The sequence below is a fragment of the uncultured Barnesiella sp. genome (assembly GCF_946496565.1).
Classification (GTDB): Bacteria; Bacteroidota; Bacteroidia; order Bacteroidales; family Barnesiellaceae; genus Barnesiella; species Barnesiella merdigallinarum.
Genome location: NZ_CAMMHD010000014.1, coordinates 18,223 through 38,971, shown reverse-complemented (window position 1 = coordinate 38,971; position 20,749 = coordinate 18,223). Strand labels below are relative to the sequence as shown.

The 20,749-nt window shown below is 50.8% G+C and carries 18 protein-coding genes and 3 tRNA genes; 4 read left to right on the top strand and 17 right to left on the bottom strand.

Going from position 1 to position 20,749, the window contains the following annotated elements; all coding sequences use genetic code 11:
- Positions 1-274 precede the first annotated feature (274 nt).
- From Q1K76_RS08665 to Q1K76_RS08655, 3 genes are all read left to right on the top strand, one after another.
- Entirely contained in the window at positions 275-808 is a 534-nt protein-coding gene (locus Q1K76_RS08665) for a GNAT family N-acetyltransferase (protein ID WP_087408327.1), read from the top strand.
- Between the two features lie 159 nt (positions 809-967).
- Positions 968-1,852, top strand: coding sequence for a zinc ABC transporter substrate-binding protein (locus tag Q1K76_RS08660; RefSeq protein ID WP_087408326.1), 885 nt, complete (start codon positions 968-970; stop codon positions 1,850-1,852).
- Positions 1,833-2,492 (top strand): ABC transporter ATP-binding protein, encoded by a 660-nt coding sequence (locus Q1K76_RS08655; protein ID WP_300132605.1) that lies wholly within the window; start codon positions 1,833-1,835, stop codon positions 2,490-2,492. The genes Q1K76_RS08660 and Q1K76_RS08655 overlap by 20 nt, the downstream gene beginning before the upstream one ends.
- Positions 2,493-2,497: 5 nt before the next feature.
- On the opposite strand, the gene Q1K76_RS08650 is transcribed toward Q1K76_RS08655, so the two are convergent.
- The 17 genes from Q1K76_RS08650 to rpsU all read right to left on the bottom strand — a co-directional run bounded on the left by Q1K76_RS08650 (position 2,498) and on the right by rpsU (position 18,612).
- Entirely contained in the window at positions 2,498-3,151 is a 654-nt protein-coding gene (locus Q1K76_RS08650; RefSeq protein WP_300132602.1) for a hypothetical protein, read from the bottom strand.
- Positions 3,132-3,959 (bottom strand): metallophosphoesterase, encoded by an 828-nt coding sequence (locus Q1K76_RS08645; protein WP_087408483.1) that lies wholly within the window; start codon positions 3,957-3,959, stop codon positions 3,132-3,134. Before Q1K76_RS08645 ends, Q1K76_RS08650 begins: the two co-directional genes overlap by 20 nt.
- A gap of 189 nt (positions 3,960-4,148) precedes the next feature.
- Positions 4,149-8,423 carry a DNA-directed RNA polymerase subunit beta' gene (rpoC, locus tag Q1K76_RS08640; protein ID WP_087408323.1) on the bottom strand — a complete coding sequence of 1,425 codons (4,275 nt, stop codon included), beginning with the start codon at positions 8,421-8,423 and terminating at the stop codon, positions 4,149-4,151.
- A gap of 73 nt (positions 8,424-8,496) precedes the next feature.
- Positions 8,497-12,309: a DNA-directed RNA polymerase subunit beta gene (rpoB, locus tag Q1K76_RS08635; RefSeq protein ID WP_087408322.1), complete on the bottom strand. Its 3,813-nt coding sequence runs from the start codon at positions 12,307-12,309 to the stop codon at positions 8,497-8,499.
- A gap of 104 nt (positions 12,310-12,413) precedes the next feature.
- Complete coding sequence (rplL, locus tag Q1K76_RS08630) at positions 12,414-12,788, bottom strand: 50S ribosomal protein L7/L12 (protein WP_087408321.1); 375 nt, start codon at positions 12,786-12,788, stop codon at positions 12,414-12,416.
- A 51-nt stretch (positions 12,789-12,839) separates the two neighbouring features.
- Positions 12,840-13,355 carry a 50S ribosomal protein L10 gene (gene rplJ, locus Q1K76_RS08625; protein WP_258327048.1) on the bottom strand — a complete coding sequence of 172 codons (516 nt, stop codon included), beginning with the start codon at positions 13,353-13,355 and terminating at the stop codon, positions 12,840-12,842.
- Between the two features lie 11 nt (positions 13,356-13,366).
- Positions 13,367-14,065 carry a 50S ribosomal protein L1 gene (gene rplA, locus Q1K76_RS08620; RefSeq protein WP_087408319.1) on the bottom strand — a complete coding sequence of 233 codons (699 nt, stop codon included), beginning with the start codon at positions 14,063-14,065 and terminating at the stop codon, positions 13,367-13,369.
- A 15-nt stretch (positions 14,066-14,080) separates the two neighbouring features.
- The gene (gene rplK, locus Q1K76_RS08615) at positions 14,081-14,524 is read right to left on the bottom strand and encodes a 50S ribosomal protein L11 (protein ID WP_087408318.1); all 444 of its coding nucleotides are present in this window, start codon (positions 14,522-14,524) and stop codon (positions 14,081-14,083) included.
- 61 nt (positions 14,525-14,585) lie between these two features.
- On the bottom strand, positions 14,586-15,131 hold the full coding sequence (gene nusG, locus Q1K76_RS08610; RefSeq protein WP_087408317.1) for a transcription termination/antitermination protein NusG: 546 nt from the start codon (positions 15,129-15,131) through the stop codon (positions 14,586-14,588).
- 16 nt (positions 15,132-15,147) lie between these two features.
- A complete protein-coding gene (secE, locus tag Q1K76_RS08605) occupies positions 15,148-15,345 on the bottom strand; it encodes a preprotein translocase subunit SecE (protein ID WP_025279250.1) in 198 nt (65 codons plus the stop codon).
- 17 nt (positions 15,346-15,362) lie between these two features.
- Positions 15,363-15,435 (bottom strand) — tRNA-Trp (locus tag Q1K76_RS08600).
- A 64-nt stretch (positions 15,436-15,499) separates the two neighbouring features.
- Positions 15,500-16,684 (bottom strand): elongation factor Tu, encoded by a 1,185-nt coding sequence (gene tuf / locus Q1K76_RS08595; RefSeq protein WP_025279249.1) that lies wholly within the window; start codon positions 16,682-16,684, stop codon positions 15,500-15,502.
- Between the two features lie 42 nt (positions 16,685-16,726).
- Positions 16,727-16,801, bottom strand: a tRNA-Thr gene (locus Q1K76_RS08590).
- A gap of 99 nt (positions 16,802-16,900) precedes the next feature.
- Positions 16,901-16,983 (bottom strand) — tRNA-Tyr (locus Q1K76_RS08585).
- A 162-nt stretch (positions 16,984-17,145) separates the two neighbouring features.
- Positions 17,146-17,448, bottom strand: a complete 303-nt coding sequence (raiA, locus tag Q1K76_RS08580; protein ID WP_087408316.1) for a ribosome-associated translation inhibitor RaiA — start codon at positions 17,446-17,448, stop codon at positions 17,146-17,148.
- A 14-nt stretch (positions 17,449-17,462) separates the two neighbouring features.
- A complete protein-coding gene (locus Q1K76_RS08575; RefSeq protein ID WP_300132594.1) occupies positions 17,463-18,344 on the bottom strand; it encodes a tyrosine-type recombinase/integrase in 882 nt (293 codons plus the stop codon).
- 76 nt (positions 18,345-18,420) lie between these two features.
- Positions 18,421-18,612, bottom strand: a complete 192-nt coding sequence (rpsU, locus tag Q1K76_RS08570; RefSeq protein WP_025279246.1) for a 30S ribosomal protein S21 — start codon at positions 18,610-18,612, stop codon at positions 18,421-18,423.
- Between the two features lie 338 nt (positions 18,613-18,950).
- Here rpsU and Q1K76_RS08565 point away from each other — a divergent pair, with 338 nt between their 5' ends.
- Positions 18,951-20,729, top strand: coding sequence for an aminopeptidase P family protein (locus tag Q1K76_RS08565; RefSeq protein WP_300132588.1), 1,779 nt, complete (start codon positions 18,951-18,953; stop codon positions 20,727-20,729).
- Positions 20,730-20,749 lie beyond the last annotated feature (20 nt).

Sequence of the window (20,749 nt, the reverse complement as noted above, 5' to 3'; positions counted from 1 at the left end):
TGCAGGAAGTATTCCGTATTAAAGATTTTTGACCGATACATCGGCTCCAAAAAAGTTACAATTTGAAACTATTTCTCCAATTTTCATTTACCAAACAGCCTCTACAAGGGATTATTAAGTGGCAAAAATACAGACTGTTTTCTATTTCGTTACATACACCGATTATCCCATTTACACGCCTGTCGAGACGGGTTCGAGAAACTTTATAGTTCTATTTTTTTAAAGATTCCTTTAAATCTATTATATTTGTATCCACTTATAACCCCAACCTACTATGATACGAATCTCACCAGTCCGTGCCGATAACGATTCGGCCCTCGACTTTATCGAGCATATTTATACCGAGTCTTTCCCTCCAGACGAGCGGAGAGACTTCGACGAGGTCGTGCGTCTGTTGCGAGAGAACGACGACTTTGCCATTGCGCTGCTGTCTGACGAGGAGCATCCCATCGGATTCATCTCCTATTGGTCCTGGAGCGACTTTACCTATATGGAGCACTTCGCCATCGACAGCCGATGCCGGGGTGCCGGCTATGGTGCCGCAGCCATGACCGCTCTGCTGGAACAGCTCGGGAAACCCGCCGTGCTCGAAGTCGAGAAACCCGAAGATGACCTGAGTCGACGACGTATCGCATTCTACCAGCGGTTGGGCTTCGTTCTCTCCACGAGACCCTATACCCAGCCCCCCTACTCGCCCGACCGTCATTCGCTGGAACTTTACCTCATGTCGTATGGAGCAATCGACCTCGACCACGTTTTCGACGCGGTAGTGACCCGCATTCACAGCCGAGTCTACGGCGTAGAGTGAAGCCGGAACCGCCTGCAACCTACAAACCGTAGCTGACCGACTGATTGGCAAAATGTTAAAAGCCGAATTTAACATATTAAATAGCAACGAAAAGAAGGAATCTTAATGATATTATACTATTTTTGTACAAAAATGTGCCGTGAGGCAAAAGACTTTATTATGAAGAAACATTCATTTTTGAAATATTGTGCATGTATACTGCTCACACTCATAGCCGTATCGTGCTCGACCGGAAACAAAGAACAAAAGATTGTCACTGTAACCATACAACCTCAGAAGTACTTTGCCGAGAAGATCGCAGGCGATCGTTTCGACATCAACTGCATCGTGCCTCCGGGCAGCAATCCCGAGGCTTACGACCCTTCGCCTTCGCACCTCGTGCATCTGGGCAAGAGCATTGCCTACTTCAAAATCGGGCACATCGGATTTGAACTGGCCTGGATGGACAAGTTGGAACAGAACAATCCGCACATGAAAATCTTCGACAACTCCGAGGGTATCAACATTCTCTCGGGCACTCACGAGCACAGCGACAACGACAGTGACAATCACCATCACCACTTCGATGCCGACCCTCATACCTGGAGCTCGCCCAAGAATGCTCGTATCATCGCCAAAAACATGTACGACGCCTTTGTGAGCCTCGACCCCAGCGGAGAGAAGGTATACCGCCAGAACTACGAAGCCCTGCTGGCCGAGATAAACCAGGTCGACTCGGTGATGACCCGCAAACTGACACCCGTAAGCGGAACCATGTTTGCCATCTATCACCCCTCGCTCAGCTACCTGGCCAAAGACTACAATCTGCACCAGCTCAGCCTCGAATACAATGGCAAGGAGCCCTCGGCTTTCTATCTGAAAAAAGCAATCGACGTGGCTAAAGAGAATCACGTGAAGGTAATCTTCATCCAACAGGAATTCGACGCCAAACAGGCCGAATCGTTTGCCCAAGAGATTGGTGCGAAAGTGGTTTCCATCAACCCGCTCAGCTATAACTGGAGTGAAGAACTTTTAAACATCACCAATGCCATTGCTGGAGAATAAAATCATAGCCATCGAGAACCTGTGGCTCTCGTATGGCGACAAGAGTGTGCTCGAAGACATCAACCTCGACATCTTCCGGGGCGACTTCCTGCTGGTTTCGGGACCGAACGGCGGTGGCAAGACCTCGTTGCTGCGCACCATACTGGGTTTGCAGAAACCTACACAGGGAGCTATCTACTTCTTCGAAGGAGGCCGACAGGTCCCCTCGCTCGACATCGGGTATCTGCCCCAGAAAAACAGTATCGACAGCCGATTTCCCATCACCGTAGAAGAGGTTGTGGCCTCGGGGCTGATGGGCAAAGGCGCCAGACGCCCCAAGTCGGTCGAGCGGCGCGAAATAGACCACATGCTCGACCTCATGGGGATAACGGCCCTGCGCGAGAAAACCATCGGTGTACTCTCGGGTGGACAGTTGCAACGCACCTTGTTTGGCCGGGCACTCATCTCGCACCCCGAGATGCTGATTCTCGACGAACCCTCGTCGTATATCGACCGCCAGTTCGAGGTACGCATGGTCGAAATTCTGCGTGAACTCTCGAGCCGGGGTACCACCATCATGATGGTTTCGCACGAAATCGAACCCTTCATCACCCTGTCGAACCGCAACCTCTATATCGACCACACGCTGGGCGACCGATAGTGGAGTCACAGAATCTGAAACTTAACACCCAACGAGAGGCGCAATATGTCCCAAAAAGAGATGTAGCGGTTGGTTACGGCACTGGTTACATACATATCGCATGTACTGAACTCGTAATAAAACGAAACCGAGCGATGAAACTTGCGGCGGGATTCAGGAATACGCAGAGTCCACCGCTGTCCCAACCCCAAATTCATTCGTACACGGGTCGAGAACCAATAGTAACCATTGGGATACTTGTCGAGCTGACTCACCCAGTAATCCCGGTCCATAATCACATTGACGAAAAAGCTGCACGACAACGGCTCGAAGGTGAAAGGCAAGTTGCCCAACTGCACTTTCCACGGATAATAATTCTGTTTGAGCGTGAGAGAGACACGTGCATGGTCGTCGCTGAACTTGGGTATCAGCCCCAGTATGAAATCGGTCTCCCAGTGATCGCGCCCATAATTCCAGCCCGTACCCACCGAAACGGCCCCCATCAGGCCTCCAGTCTGCAACTTGACATACCGAGGCACCAGACGATTCCATCCCGACCGATACTGTTCTACCCGATAATCGTATGCGGGCAGCTCGGTCGGAGTCTCACCATGAGCCGACATCCATACGCACAGAAGCGACAAAGTCACCATCAATCGGTTAAAAATAGACCGGTTCATAACTGTATCCCTCCGCGTTTATCGTAAACATCAGGTAGAAACGCTTCCCGATACAGGGCGTTTCGTAGTAGATTATACCGTCGCCAAACTTATCGGCTTCGGCAAACGTATGCCCATGCCCGTACAGGCCGCACAGAATCCCGGGCGACAACTTCACATAGAGATGAAAGACATCGGCTACATTATTATTGAACTGCTCGTCGCCCGGCGCCACGTGCATGGCATAAATCGTGCGACGATATGCCGGATTATCATCCTTGAGCTGGGCCTTGATAAAGGAGAAATCGGGTATCGGGTTGGAATAATCGAACTCCAGGGCGTTGGTGTTGAGGCAGATAAATTTCACATCGCCGGCCATAAAGGAGAAATTCTCCTCCCCGAAGACCCTACGATACACCTGCACTCCGTTGCCCAACACGTCGTGATTGCCCAACAGCACCACATAGGGAACCTTCAGTTCATTGAGTATGTCGCGCTGCCACAGAAACTCCTCGGTAACCCCGAAGTCGGAGACATCTCCTCCATGCAGCACAAAGTCGACATCGTCGCGACTGTTGAGATGCGCGACAAAAGCCTCGGTCTCGTCGTACCATCGCTGAGTATCGCTGATAAACGCAAACCTGAAACTGCTCTTTCCGTCCAGAGCCTTCTCGATACGGGCCACATTGCGGGCATTGATGCCGGTGTCGCCCGTTACCCGGGCATCGTACGGACTGCTCTCCAACAAGTTACACGACGTAATCGTCAGCAGCAGAAGCAACCAGACTACATTCCGGCATCTATTCTTCGGTAAATACACTATCCTCATACGGGCCAAAGGTATATCTTTTTACGCCACCGGCAAGAGCCGGCTTCTAAATAGGACAAGATTGCCGAACTATCAACCAACCCACCTCCAACAGCATGCAACAACTCGGGCTGTTGCTGCCGGGCATAAAAAAAGGGAGCGACCCGTGTATGGAGTCGCTCCCTTTATGCTATAATGTTCAGCTCGTTATCAGTTGGAGAAGTCGGTTACGTTCTTGCGGTTGGCAAACACACGGTCGAATTCCTCTTTGGAACCTACGATGAGCTTGTCGAACTCGCGTTGACCGGTACCGGCCGGGATGAGGTGACCGCAGATGACGTTCTCCTTCATACCCTCGAGCGTATCGACCTTGCCGTTGATGGCAGCCTCGTTGAGCACCTTGGTCGTCTCCTGGAACGAAGCGGCCGACATGAAGCTCGACGTTTGCAGAGCGGCACGGGTGATACCTTGCAGAATCTGCTCGGAGGTTGCGGGGATAGCATCGCGCACCTGGATGAGCTTGAGGTCTTTGCGTTTCAGCGCCGAGTTTTCGTCGCGCAGCTTGCGGGCCGTTACAATCTGACCGGCCTTGAGCGTTTGCGAGTCGCCCGGATCGGTAACCACTTTCTTGCCCCAGATACGGTCGTTCTCGTCCATGAAATCGCGTTTGTCGACAATCTGCTGTTCGAGGAAGCGGGTATCTCCCGGGTCGAGAATCTGTACCTTGCGCATCATCTGGCGAACGATTACCTCGAAGTGCTTGTCGTTGATCTTCACACCCTGCATGCGGTATACGTCCTGAACCTCGTTCACGATATATTCCTGTACAGCCGTGGGGCCTTTGATAGCCAGGATGTCGGAGGGCGTAACGGCACCATCGGAGAGGGGCGTACCGGCACGTACATAGTCGTTCTCCTGAACCAGAATCTGCTTCGACAGCGGTACCAGATATTTCTTCGTCTCGCCGGTCTTCGATACCACCGAGATTTCACGGTTACCACGTTTCACTTTACCGAAGATAACCTCGCCGTCGATTTCCGAAACGACAGCAGGGTTGGACGGGTTACGGGCCTCGAACAACTCGGTTACACGAGGCAGACCACCCGTGATATCACCGGCCTTACCTACGGCACGCGGTATCTTCACGAATACCTCACCGGTCTTAATCGTATCGCCATCCTCGATCATCAGGTGAGCACCCACAGGCAGAGCGTAAGTTTTGATTACCTGTCCGTTCTCATCGAGAATCTGAGCCGACGGTACACGGGTACGGTCTTTCGACTCGATGATAATCTTCTCTTTCAAACCCGACTGTTCGTCCGATTCTACACGATAGGTAACACCATCTTCAACGGCTTCGAATTTGACTTTACCGCCAACCTCCGAAACGATAACGGCGTTGAAGGGGTCCCATTCGCAAATCATGTCGCCCTTCTTCACGGTATCGCCGTTGTTGAAGTACAACTTCGAACCGTAAGGAATGTTGGCCGTCATCAGCACCATCTTGGTGTGCGGATCGATAATACGCATTTCGGCCAGACGACCTACGACAATCTGTACCTTCGTGCCGCTATCCGATACGCTCTCTACGGTACGAAGCTCTTCGATTTCGAGGATACCGTCGTAACGCGAGTTCACGCTCGATACGGCAGCGATATTCGAGGCGATACCACCGACGTGGAATGTACGCAGTGTCAGCTGTGTACCCGGCTCGCCGATAGACTGTGCAGCAATCACACCCACAGCCTCGCCTTTCTGAACCATGCGGTTGTTGGCCAGGTTGCGGCCGTAGCACTTGGCGCAGACGCCTTTCTTCGATTCGCAGGTGAGCACCGAACGAATCTCGACTTGCTCGATAGGCGACTCTTCTATCTTCTGGGCAATAGCCTCGGTTATTTCTTCGCCGGCGTGAACCAGAATCTCGTTGGTGAGGGGGTTCACTACATCGTGAACCGATACACGGCCCAGGATTCTTTCGCCCAGCGAGGCTACTACCTCTTCGTTGTTCTTGATTTCGGTGCAAACCAATCCGCGCAGGGTTCCGCAGTCCTCCTCGTGAATAATCACATCGTGGGCTACGTCGACCAGACGACGGGTCAGGTAACCGGCGTCGGCTGTTTTCAAGGCGGTATCGGCAAGACCCTTACGAGCACCGTGCGTAGAGATGAAGTACTCCAGCACCGACAGACCCTCCTTGAAGTTGGCCAAGATAGGGTTCTCGATGATTTGACCACCCTCGGCACCCGACTTCTGCGGCTTGGCCATCAGACCACGCATACCGGAGAGCTGACGAATCTGGTCCTTAGAACCACGGGCTCCCGAGTCGAGCATCATGAATACCGAGTTGAATCCCTGGTTGTCGGCCGAAAGCTGTTTCATCAGGATGTCGGACAGACGCGAGTTGACGTGTGTCCACGTATCGATAATCTGGTTGTAACGCTCGTTGTAGGTAATGAAACCCATGTTGTAGTTGTTCATAATCTGCTCAACCTCGGCATTACCTTCGGCTACCAAAGTCTCCTTTTCAGGCGGAACGAGCACGTCGCCCAGGTTGAACGACAGACCGCCCTTGAAGGCCATGTAGTAACCCAGATTCTTGATGTCGTCGAGGAACTGTGCCGAACGGGTCACACCGCAAACCTTGATTACCTTACCGATGATGTCGCGCAACGACTTCTTCGAAAGAATCTCGTTTACATAGCCGATTTCCTGAGGTACGTATTGGTTCACCAGTACACGGCCTACCGAAGTATTCTCGACCATGTGCTCGATGATGTTGCCGTCTTTGTCGACATCTTTCACCACTACCGATACGGGAGCGTGCAACGAAACCTTACCTTCGTTGTAGGCAATCTCGGCCTCTTCGGGGCCATAGAACTTCAGCCCCTCGCCCAGCGAACCGGGACGCAGTTTGGTAATGTAGTACAGACCCAGAACCATGTCTTGCGAAGGCACGGTGATAGGTGCACCGTTGGCCGGATTGAGAATGTTGTGCGCACCCAACATGAGCAGTTGAGCCTCAAGGATAGCCTCGTTGCCCAGAGGCAAGTGCACGGCCATCTGGTCACCATCGAAGTCGGCGTTGAATGCCGTACATGCCAGCGGGTGCAGTTGGATAGCCTTACCCTCGATCATCTTGGGTTGGAAAGCCTGGATACCCAGACGGTGCAATGTCGGGGCACGGTTCAGCAGCACGGGGTGTCCCTTCATCACGTGTTCGAGAATATCCCATACGACGGGCTCCTTGCGATCCACGATCTTCTTGGCCGATTTCACGGTCTTGACGATACCGCGCTCGATGAGCTTGCGGATGATAAAGGGTTTATAAAGTTCGGCTGCCATGTTTTTGGGCAGACCGCATTCGTGCATCTTCAGCTCAGGACCTACGACGATAACCGAACGGGCCGAGTAGTCGACACGTTTACCGAGCAGGTTCTGACGGAAACGACCTTGTTTACCTTTCAAACTGTCGGAGAGCGATTTCAACGGACGGTTGGCCTCGGTCTTGACGGCGCTCGACTTGCGCGAGTTGTCGAGCAGCGAGTCGACAGCCTCTTGCAACATACGTTTTTCGTTGCGCAGAATCACCTCGGGAGCCTTGATTTCCATCAATCGTTTCAGACGGTTGTTGCGGATGATAACCCGGCGATAGAGGTCGTTGAGGTCGCTGGTGGCAAAACGTCCACCATCGAGGGGAACCAACGGACGCAGTTCGGGGGGAATCACGGGGATTACCTTCAAGATCATCCACTCGGGACGGTTGCGGCCCTTCGAAGCACGGAACGACTCAACGACCTGCAGGCGTTTCAAAGCCTCGGTCTTGCGTTGTTGAGAGCCGTCGGTGCTGGCGCGGTGACGCAGCTCGTAAGAGAGTTCGTCGAGGTCGAGACGGCACAGCAGGTCGTAGATGGCCTCGGCACCCATCTTGGCGATGAACTTGTTGGGGTCGGTATCTTCGAGCATCTGGTTTTCGCGGGGGAGCGAATCCATGATGTTCAGATACTCCTCTTCAGAAAGGAGGTCGTAAGTGGCCAGGTCGGTTTGAGGACCCGGTTGTATAACGATGTAACGCTCGTAGTAGATAACGGCGTCGAGTTTTTTGCTGGGCAATCCCAGCAGGTACCCAATCTTGTTGGGCAGCGAACGGAAATACCAGATGTGGGCCACAGGCACAACCAACTGGATGTGACCCATACGTTCGCGGCGCACCTTCTTCTCGGTCACCTCGACACCGCATCGGTCGCAGACAATACCCTTGTAACGGATGCGTTTGTATTTTCCGCAGTGACACTCATAGTCCTTTACCGGACCGAAGATGCGCTCGCAGAACAGACCGTCGCGCTCGGGTTTGTAGGTACGGTAGTTGATGGTTTCGGGTTTCAGCACCTCGCCGCTCGAGTTCTCCAAAATCTCCTCGGGCGAAGCCAAACCAATCGAAATCTTCGAAAAGTTACTCTTTATTTTGTTATCTTTTCTAAAAGCCATAAATGTTTAATGTATAAAGAGTTATTGGCCCGGCCGCCGCACAGGGCGACGGCCCGACCGTTTGGATTTTATTTTATTCTAAGTTGACACTAAGACCGAGGCCTCGCAATTCGTGCAAGAGCACATTCAGCGACTCGGGGATACCGGGCGTAGGCATGGGCTCGCCTTTGACGATAGCCTCGTAGGCTTTCGAACGTCCTACCACATCGTCCGACTTGATGGTCAAGATCTCTTGCAGCACGTGAGCGGCACCGAAGGCTTCGAGTGCCCAAACCTCCATCTCACCGAAACGCTGACCACCGAACTGTGCCTTACCACCCAACGGCTGTTGCGTAATGAGTGAGTACGGACCGATGGAACGGGCGTGCATCTTGTCTTCGACCATGTGGCCCAGTTTCAGCATGTAAATAACACCTACCGTAGCCGGTTGGTCGAAGCGTTCGCCGGTACCACCGTCGTAGAGGTAGGTCTTACCGTAGCGAGGCAGACCGGCCTTGTCGGTCCAGGCGTTGAGGTCGTCGAGGCTGGCACCGTCGAAGATAGGCGTAGCGAATTTCTCGCCCAGCTCGGCACCGGCCCAACCCAGAACGGTTTCGAAAATCTGTCCCAAGTTCATACGCGAAGGCACACCCAGCGGGTTCAGCACGATGTCGACGGGAGTACCGTCGGCCAGGAACGGCATATCTTCCTGACGCACGATACGCGACACGATACCTTTGTTACCGTGACGACCGGCCATCTTGTCGCCCACGCTGATCTTACGTTTCTTGGCGATGTATACCTTGGCCATTTGCACGATACCCGAGGGGAGCTCGTCGCCGATCGAGATGTCGAATTTCTTACGACGCAATTCGGCATCGTACTCCTTGTACTTCTTCAGGTAGTTGATGATGGTGGCACGAATCAAGTCGTTCTTGGCGGCATCGGTCGTCCACTTGCTCACCTGTACCGAGGTGTAGTCGATTTTGCTGAGAACAGCCTGGGTAAACTTGGTACCCTTGGGCACGATGTCGGTACCCATAAAGTCTTTCACACCCTGCGAAACCTTGCCTTGTGTGAGCACGAGCAGTTTGTCGATAAGTATCGACTTCAAGCCGTTCATCTTCTCTTCATACTCTTCGTCGAGTTTGGGCAAGATGGCTTTGTCGCTGAGTTTCGATTTTTTCTTCTTGATGGCGCGCGAGAAGAGGTTGGTACCGATAACGACACCTTTCAGCGAGGGGGTAGCTTTCAACGAAGCATCCTTCACGTCGCCGGCCTTGTCGCCGAAGATGGCACGCAACAGTTTCTCTTCGGGCGAAGGATCGGACTCGCCCTTGGGCGTAATCTTACCGATCATAATATCGCCGGGGTTCACCTGGGCACCTACCCGGATAATACCACGCTCGTCGAGATCTTTGGTAGCATCCTCGCTCACGTTGGGAATATCGGAAGTAAGTTCTTCCATACCGCGCTTGGTCTCACGTACCTCGAGCGAATACTCGTCGACGTGAACCGAGGTGAGGATGTCTTCGCGAACCATACGTTCGTTCAGCACGATGGCATCCTCGTAGTTGTAACCCTTCCAAGGCATGAAGGCCACCTTGAGGTTGCGGCCCAGAGCCAACTCACCGTTTTCGGTCGAATAACCCTCGGTGAGAATATCGCCGGCTTTCACACGGTCGCCTTTGTGGCAGATAGGACGCAGGTCGATCGTGGTGCTCTGGTTGGTCTTGCGGAATTTGGGTAACTTGTATTCTTTAACGGCATCTTCGAAACTTACAAACTCTTCGTCTTCGGTGCGGTCGTAACGGATGCGGATAACCGTAGCATCGACAAACTCGACTACACCTTCGCCTTCGGCCATAATCTGAGTACGCGAGTCGCGTATCAACTGGCCCTCGATGCCGGTTCCTACGATAGGAGCCTCGGAGCGCAACAGAGGTACGGCCTGGCGCATCATGTTCGATCCCATCAACGCACGGTTGGCATCGTCGTGCTCGAGGAAGGGGATGAGCGATGCGGCAATCGAAGCAATCTGCGTAGGCGACACATCCATCAGGTTCACCTGGTCGGGCGATACAATGGGGAAGTCGGCACCCAAACGAGCTTTTACCCGATTGCGGATAAAGGTACCGTCGTCGTTCAACGGGGCATTACCCTGGGCAATAATCTGACCCTCTTCCACTTCGGCAGTCAGGTATACGACACCTTCGGGCGACAAATCTACCTTGCCGTCTTTCACCTTGCGATACGGAGTCTCGATGAAGCCCAAATCGTTGATTTTGGCATATACGCACAACGACGAAATCAGACCGATGTTAGGACCCTCAGGCGTCTCGATAGGACACAGACGGCCATAGTGGGTATAGTGCACGTCGCGCACCTCGAAACCGGCACGCTCACGCGACAGACCGCCGGGGCCCAGGGCCGACATACGGCGCTTGTGGGTAATCTCGGCCAACGGGTTGGTCTGGTCCATGAACTGCGACAGGGCATTGGTACCGAAGAAGGTATTGATTACCGACGAAATCGTCTTGGCGTTGATCAGGTCGATGGGGGTGAATACCTCGTTGTCGCGCACATTCATACGCTCGCGGATGGTACGGGCCATACGGGCCAACCCGACACCGAACTGGTTGTATAATTGCTCTCCCACAGTACGCACACGACGGTTGCTCAAGTGGTCAATATCGTCGACATCGGTCTTCGAGTTGATAAGCTCGATAAGGTATTTGATGATCTCGATAATATCCTCTTTGGTGAGCACCTTCACGTCGGGCGAGGTGGAGAGGTTTAATTTCTTGTTTATTCTGTAACGTCCTACTTCGCCCAGGTCGTAACGCTTTTCCGAGAAGAAGAGGTTGGTTATCACCTCACGAGCGCTGGCTTCGTCGGCCGGCTCGGCGTTACGCAACTGACGATAGATATAGAGCACGGCTTCCTTCTCCGAGTTACTGGAGTCTTTCTGGAGGGTGTTGAAGATAATCGAGTAGTCCGAGGTATTCCCGCCTTCCTTGTGGAGAAGGATGTTTTGAACCCCCGACTCGAGAATGTCGGCGATGTGCGACTCTTCCAGGACGGTTTCACGAGGAATCACGATTTCGGTACGTTCGATAGAAACAACCTCGCCCGTATCCTCGTCGACAAAGTCTTCGACCCACGACTTCACCACGTTACCGGCCAAGCGGCGACCGATGGCTTTTTTCAGGTTGGTCTTGGAGACTTTGAGGTCTTCTGCCAGACCGAAGATTTCGAGAATGTCCTTATCGGTCTCGAAGCCGATGGCACGCAGCAGCGTGGTCACGGGCAATTTTTTCTTCCGGTCGATATAGGCATACATCACGTTGTTGATGTCGGTGGCAAACTCAATCCACGATCCTCTGAACGGAATGATACGAGCCGAATAAAGTTTGGTACCGTTGGCATGCGTACTTTGTCCGAAGAAGACACCCGGAGAACGGTGTAACTGCGATACCACTACCCGCTCGGCACCGTTGATGACAAAGGTACCCTTAGCCGTCATGTACGGGATGGGGCCCAAATAAACGTCTTGTATTACCGTAGCGAAATCCTCGTGATCGGGGTCGGTGCAGTATAGTTTCAGTTTAGCCTTTAAAGGTACGCTGTATGTCAACCCTCTCTCGAGACACTCTTCGATGGTGTATCTGGGCGGGTCGATATAATAGTCCAGGAATTCGAGGACAAAGTTGTTGCGCGTATCAGCAATGGGAAAGTTCTCGGCAAAGACCTTGAAAAGACCTTCGTTTTTTCTCTTTTCAGGCGGAGTGTCGAGTTGCAAAAAGTCTTGAAACGACTTCAACTGAACTTCAAGGAAATCCGGATAAGGAAGCGGATTTTTGATTGAAGCGAAATTTACGCGTGGTTTACCTATTGTAGAAGACATTTATAGAATGGATTAAGTGAACTTAATTAAAAATATATACACAAAAAGGTTAAGAATCACCGACTAAGATGATTCTTAACCAACCTATCTGATTACCAGATATATTATTTAAGTTCAACTTCTGCTCCAGCGTCTTCGAGTTGTTTTTTCAGAGCTTCAGCATCAGCTTTAGCAAGACCTTCTTTTACGTTGTTGGGAGCACCGTCTACGAGGTCTTTAGCTTCTTTCAAGCCAAGTCCGGTGAGTTCTTTCACCAATTTAACGATAGCCAGTTTGTTTGCACCCGGAGCTTTCAGAACAACATCGAACGATGTTTTTTCTTCAGCAGCAGCTCCGCCGGCAGCGGGAGCAGCAGCAACAGCAACAGCTGCAGCAGCAGGTTCAATACCATATTCGTCTTTCAAAATTTGAGCAAGTTCGTTTACTTCCTTTACGGTCAAGTTAACTAATTGTTCTGCAAAAGCTTTCAAATCTGCCATTTTTGTATGAATTAAATGTTATTATTCGTAATAATGTTTGTGTATAAAAAGTTATCTTTCTGATAGAGTCTGCAATACTCCATGAATAGTCGAACCGCTTGACTGAAGAGCCGATACCACATTCTTGGCAGGAGACTGCAAGAGGGCGATAACGTCAGCAATAAGTTCGTTTTTGCTCTTGATGGCAACCAGCGTATCCAACTGATCGGCGCCGATATAGAAACTTTCTTCTACATAGGCGGCTTTCAATACGAGGTCTTCAGAGGTTTTTCTGAACTCCTTGATCAGTTTGGCCGGAGCGTTACCCACATTCGAGAAGAACATCGTTGTAGAACCCTTCAAAGCGCCATACAGAGGCGAGTAGTCGGCATCGAGACCTTCGAGAGCCTTGTGCAGCAGGGCGTTCTTTACAACCAACATTTTGATACCTTCCTTGAAACAAGCGCGACGCAGATTGCTCGTTTTCTCGGCGTTCAACGTAGCGGTTTCGGCGAGGTAGAAGCAGCTATACTCCTTTACAGTATCTGCTATTTGTGCAATAATAGTGCCTTTATCTTCCTTTCTCATAATTCCATGTTTTAGTTCTCGTCAACTGATTTGGGATCAATCTTGATACCCGGGCTCATTGTACTCGAAAGATAAATACTCTTGATATAAGCACCCTTAGCAGCAGTCGGTTTCAGTTTGATCAGGGTCGAAACAAACTCACGAGCGTTGTCGCGAATCTGGTCGGCAGCAAACGAAATCTTACCTATGGAGGCATGTACTATACCATTCTTGTCGACTTTGAAGTCGATCTTACCTTGTTTTACTTCTTTTACAGCTTTAGCCACATCGGTAGTTACCGTACCGCTCTTGGGGTTAGGCATCAGACCACGAGGGCCGAGGATACGTCCCAGAGCACCGATTTTACCCATGATAGCAGGCATCGTAATGATTACGTCGATATCGGTCCAACCGCCTTTGATTTTCTCGATATACTCGTCCAATCCTACGTAGTCGGCACCAGCCTCTTTGGCTGCAGTCTCGGCATCGGGCGTACAGAGCACCAATACACGCACTTGCTTACCGGTTCCGTGAGGCAACGAAACGACGCCACGTACCATTTGATTGGCTTTACGAGGGTCAACACCCAAGCGTACATCAATATCAAGCGATGCGTCGAATTTGGTAAAGGTTACATCCTTCACCAACTGAGATGCCTCGCTGAGTGAGTAGGCCTTCCCTGCTTCAATCTTTGCTAAAGCTAACTTTTGATTTTTTGTCAGTTTACCCATTTCAATTGAAGTTTATTAGTTATTTACCGGGAATTCCCCTTTTACGGTGATACCCATACTTCTAGCTGTACCAGCAACCATGCGCATGGCCGATTCTACGGTAAAACAGTTCAAGTCAACCATTTTGTCCTCGGCGATTGCTTTTACCTGATCCCAAGTGATCTCACCCACTTTCTTACGATTGGGCTCGGCCGAACCACCTTTTACTTTGGCAGCTTCCAGTACCTGGATGGCAACGGGAGGCGTCTTTACAACAAAGTCGAACGACTTGTCGCTGTAATAGGTGATGACAACCGGCAAAATCTTACCGGCCTTGTCTTGGGTACGGGCATTGAATTGCTTGCAAAACTCCATGATGTTGATACCCTTGGAACCCAGAGCAGGTCCTACGGGAGGAGAGGGGTTTGCTGCACCACCTTTAATCTGTAATTTGATTTGTCCAGCAATTTCTTTAGCCATTGTTTTTAATTTTGATATTATTAAAATACCGAGGATTCATACAAGCGCGTAACCTCTTGTATTACTCCCGCTCTACTTGCGAATTTTCCAGTTCCAACGGAGTCTTGCGACCAAAGATCTTCACCATCACCTTCAGCTTCTTCTTCTCGTTGTTCACCTCTTCGATAATTCCGCTAAAGCCGTTGAAGGGGCCATAGTTTACTTTTACCGTTTCGCCTACGTGATATACAACGGCGGGCTCGTCGCCTACCTCTTGCATTTCGTCTACTGCCCCCAACATACGATTAACTTCCGAAGGCCGCAGGGGCTCCGGTTGATTGGATTTTCCACCCAGGAAATCGATGACGTTGGTGGTGTTGCGCAGGTGGTGAATAACCTCGCCTACTAAGATGGCTTCCACAAAAACATAACCCGAGTAAAGGTTTTTCTCCTTTACCACTTTTTTGCCGTTACGTACGGTGTAGACTTTTTCGGTAGGTATCAAGACCTGAAATACGTAATTGCCAAGATCAGTATTCTTGATTTCGGCATCAAGAACTTCTTTGACCTTGCTCTCTTTTCCGCTAATGGCACGCAGAACGTACCAGCCTTTTTTTTCTTCAGACATTGATTTACCTCCCTAATTAAAAACCTCCGTAAATAAGGTGCATGATTTTGTCAATACATTGATCCATTGCAAATATCACTATAGCGATAATAAGGGAAGCGAACATAACCACTACAGCGCTATTTGCCAACTCCGATTTGGTCGGCCAAGATACTTTATGAACCAGTTCATTGTAAGAATCCTGGATATCGGCAAGTATTTTCAATTTCTTCATTGTTTCATTCAGTTTTGCACGGGTCGAGAGACTCGAACTCCCGACACCTGGTTTTGGAGACCAGTGCTCTACCAACTGAGCTAGACCCGTATAAAATCAGCCCCGCAATGAGGGCTGATTTTTGTAATTTTATCTAAGCTAATTCGCTATGCGATTAGTCCAAGATTTCGGTGATTTGACCCGAACCTACCGTACGGCCACCTTCACGGATTGCGAAACGCAGACCTTTGTCGCAAGCAACCGGAGTGATGAGTTTCACGTTGATAGTTACGTGGTCACCAGGCATTACCATTTCTACACCTTCGGGGAGAGTGATTTCGCCCGTTACATCAAGCGTACGGATGTAGAATTGAGGACGGTAGTGGTTGTGGAACGGAGTGTGACGACCACCTTCTTCTTTCTTCAAGATATAAACTTGAGCCTTGAATTCCGAGTGGGGTTTTACTTGTCCCGGGTGGCAGATTACCATACCACGTTTGATTTCGTTCTTGTCGATACCACGGAGCAACAGACCTACGTTATCACCAGCTTCACCTTCGTCGAGGATCTTACGGAACATCTCAACACCGGTTACAACCGATTTCTTGTCGGCACCCAGACCCAGGATTTGTACCTCGTCGCCTACTTTTACACGACCGGCCTCGATACGACCCGTAGCAACAGTACCACGACCAGTGATCGAGAATACGTCCTCAACAGGCATCAAGAAGGGTTTATCAACATCACGCGGAGGCAGAGGAATCCAAGTATCTACGGCATCCATCAACTCCATGATTTTCTCTTCCCATTTGGGTTCGCCATTCAAGGCACCGAGGGCAGAACCACGGATGATAGGCGTGTTGTCACCATCATATTCATAGGCGTTGAGCAACTCTCTCATCTCCATTTCAACGAGTTCGAGCATCTCTTCGTCGTCAACCATATCACATTTGTTCAGGAATACAACGATACGGGGAACGTTTACCTGACGAGCCAACAGGATGTGCTCACGAGTTTGGGGCATAGGACCGTCAGTTGCTGCAACCACGATAATTGCACCATCCATCTGAGCAGCACCGGTTACCATGTTCTTTACATAGTCGGCGTGTCCCGGGCAGTCAACGTGTGCATAGTGGCGGTTTGCAGTTTCATATTCTACGTGCGAAGTATTAATCGTAATACCACGCTCTTTTTCCTCAGGTGCGTTATCGATCGAGTCGAACGAGCGCATTTCAGAAAGACCTTTCTTTGCAAGTACCATCGTAATGGCGGCGGTCAAGGTCGTTTTACCGTGGTCTACGTGACCAATAGTACCAATGTTTACGTGGGGTTTGGTACGTTGAAACTGTTCTTTTGCCATAGTTTTGTATTTTTTATAAAATTGATTAGCGTTCTAAAAACTTGGAGCCGATGACGGGATTTGAACCCGTGACCTCTTCCTTACCAAGGAAGTGCTCTACCCCTGAGCTACATTGGCAATATTTCTTTTCGAGTGAAAGATCGACTTCAACACCTGTGGGAGATTCGACCCGGAGAACCGACGGCTTTTCATCGTACCGTTTTCGCCTCTTTCTTGTGGGCAAAGATGGATTCGAACCACCGAAGGCGTAAGCCAGCAGATTTACAGTCTGCCCCATTTGGCCACTCTGGTATTTGCCCCTTTCAGTCTTTTCGTTTTTCATCGAGAGCCGCCGCCCTCTCATCTCACTCCGCTCTTCGTTCGGGACAATTTTGCACCCGCTCTTCACAGCTCATATCGGTGAGAAACGGGTGCAAATTTAGGCATAATTTTTAAACTACAAAAATATCGGAGCTTTTTTTTTATTTTTCCCTCATCTTTTCTTTCAACTTCACGAGTTGCTTAATGAGAGCTTCGATAGCAACATCGACCGCTTCTTCAAAAGAATCAGCCACTTTGCTCGAAAATACCGACTCGTTGCGAGGCACAAATACTTTTATGCCCGCTTCTTTATTTTGCGCAGTCTCGGGCTTTACCACCTTCAATGAAACTTCTACGGCAATGATGCCATCGTAATATTGTTCGAGTTTGGAAACTTTTTTCTGAATGAATTTTTCCAACTTCTCCGATGCGTCGAAATGAATAGCTTGAATACGGATTTCCATATTACCTCCTTTTTTTATGGCTTTCTTTGGGGGAAAGCCTGGTTATAACTTTGTTTCAGTTCTTCAAACGTGATATGTGTATATACTTCGGTTGAAGCTAATGAATGGTGCCCGAGCAGCTCCTTGACACTGTTGAGCCCGGCTCCGTTGTTGAGCATGACCGAGGCAAAGGTATGACGCAGTACGTGCGGACTTCGCTTCTCGAGGGTGCACACCTGCGACAAGGCTTGTTTCACCACCCGATAGACCAGTTGCGGATAGAGGGGCCCTCCGCTCTTCCTTATAAAGAAGTATTCGGCATCGCCCAACCCGGCTTCGCTACGCATCCGACGGTAGTCGGCTATCAGTTCGGCCAACTCGGCTCCGTAAGGGACCAACCGCTGCTTGTTGCGTTTACCGGTCACTTTTATCTCTCCTTCGCGCACATCCTCGTCTTTCAAGCCTATCAGCTCGGCCCGACGGATGCCGGTATTATAGAACATCTCGATGATCAACTTGTTGCGCACGCCTTCCAGGTCATCGCCATACGACACGTCGTCGAGCAACTCGTCCATGGCATCGCGCCGCAAATAGACCGGCAATTTCTTCCTCACCTTGGGTACCCGTACATCGTTTACCGGACTGCCCGCCACAACCGACTGACTTACCAGATAACGATAGAACGCCCGAAGCGAGGAGACCTTGCGCGAGATACTGCGAGCCGTAAGCCCATCCTCAGACAACGAGGCTATCCACTCCCTCACCTGCTCGGGGGTAACCTGTTGCAGCTCACACCCGGGCTCGAGGGTTTCAAGGAACGCTTTAAACTGAAACAAATCGTTTTTATATGACAATACGGTATGAGTAGAAAGATTCTTCTCATACCGGATATATCTTAAAAACGATTCGACCAGCATAACTCGTAGCTTTTACTTACGCTACGAATATAAGGGAAATTATTGAAAAATCCAATACCTGCCGGCAATAAAAAAATTACTCTTCGTTCTGGTGGAGCTTCTGGATGTAGATAGCCCGCATCATCTTTTTACGGTTCGTTACCGACGGTTTTTCAAATGCCTGACGGTTACGCAATTCTTTTATTACACCTGTTTTTTCAAATTTCCGTTTGAATTTCTTCAAAGCCTTTTCGATGTTTTCGCCTTCTTTTACTGGAACTATAATCATAATTATTTAGATATTAGTTTATTTATTTCCTTTTGAACAATTGCGGTGCAAAATTATAGATTGTTTTGTGATTAGCAAAACTTTCGACCCCTAAAATACACCTTATCCATAAAATTTATAGAAAGGGGCGCCGCCAGACATTCATCTTCGTTCCAATATTTTCACACGCTTTTATCTTCGTATTTTCTCAAATATGACTACCTTTACAGGCAAATGATTTTTTTTCTTTCGGGCAACGATAATACCGGCAAGGGCTCGATACAACGATTTCCGCTCAGGCCGATGCCGGGAATTACCGCTCGGATAGGGACAAGACACACATATAAAAAAGAGATATTATGAGCAAATCGACATTACCCCGACTGAAAGCCCTGCGCGAAGAGATGGGCAAAGCCGGTATTACCGCGTTTATCATACCGGGGACCGATCCGCACCAAAGCGAGTATTATGCCAGTCACTGGGCTGCACGCACCTGGATTTCAGGATTTAACGGATCGGCCGGAACCGCTGTCGTAACCACCAATCAGGCCGGACTGTGGACCGACTCTCGCTACTTCCTGCAAGCAGCGCAACAACTCGAGGGCTCGGGTTTCGAGCTCTTCAAAGAGGGGTTACCCGATACGCCCACCATCGAACAATGGCTCTTGAAGACTCTGCCGCAAGGGGCTACCGTAGCTATCGACGGTACGCTGTTCGGGGCTTCGCAAGCCGCCAAGATGAAGCAGAACTTCGAGAGTCACGGACTTCACTTCGTCTCCGAGTTCACTCCCTTCGACACCATTTGGGAGGGGCGTCCCTCGATTCCCAAAAACGAGGTATTCATCCACGAGGAGAAATATAGCGGCGAGTCGGTGGCCGACAAGATGAACCGCATCATGGAGCAGGTGCACCAAGCCGGAGCCGAGGCGCTGCTGCTGGCTGCTCTCGACGAGATTGCCTGGGCCTTCAACATCCGCGGCAACGACGTGGAGTGCAACCCCGTGGTGGTTTGCTACGCTTATATCGACGACGACCGTCGTATCCTCTTCATCGACCAGGACAAGATTGGCGACACCGTATGCCAATACTTGAAAAAGAATGCCGTCGAAATCATGCCCTACGACAGCATCTTCGACTTCGTGGGCTCTCTGCCGGTCGAGAAAAAGGTATTCGTCGACACCAACAAAATCAACTATACCTTATTAAATAAACTCAACGCCACCTCCGTGTCGGGACAATCGCCCATTGCCCTGCTCAAGAGCATCAAGAACGAGACTCAACTGGCCGGCACCCGCGAGGCCATGATTCGCGACGGTGTAGCTCTGGTTCGCTTCTTCCGCTGGCTCGAACAGAATATCGACAGCGGCAAAGTGACCGAGATTACCGTAGCCGAAAAACTGCGTGAGTTCCGCTCGCAACAGAACCTCTACGTGGGCGAGAGCTTCGCCACCATCGCCGGCTTCAACGAGCACGGCGCCATCGTCCACTACACGGCTACCCCCGAGAGCAACGCCACCATTACCCGCCGCGGATTCCTGCTCATCGACTCGGGTGCCCAATACCTCGACGGCACGACCGACATCACCCGCACCATCTCGCTGGGCAACCTTTCGCCGCGGCAGAAACGCGACTTCACGCTGGTAATGAAGGGGCACATCGCACTGGCCACTTGCCACTTCCCGCAAGGCACCCGGGGCTCGCAGCTCGATGCTCTGGCCCGTCACTTCCTGTGGGACGACCACCTCAACTACCTGCACGGCACAGGCCACGGCGTGGGCCACTTCCTCAACGTGCACGAGGGACCGCAAAACATCCGCCTCGAAGAGAACCCCACCCCGCTCATGCCGGGCATGATTACCTCGAACGAACCGGGTCTCTACCGCACGGGCGAGTATGGCATCCGTTGCGAGAACCTCATTCTCACCATTCCCGACTACCAGAACGAGTTCGGCATGTTCTACCGCTTCGAGACCCTCACTCTCTTCCCCTTCGACACCGAGGCGCTCGACCTCTCGATTATGACCGAGAAGGAGATCGAATGGCTCAACAACTACCACGAAATGGTATACGACCGCCTCAGCCCCATGCTCAACGAGGAGGAACAGCAATGGTTGCACCGCAAGACTACATCTATCTAACGGATACAAACTAAAAAAAT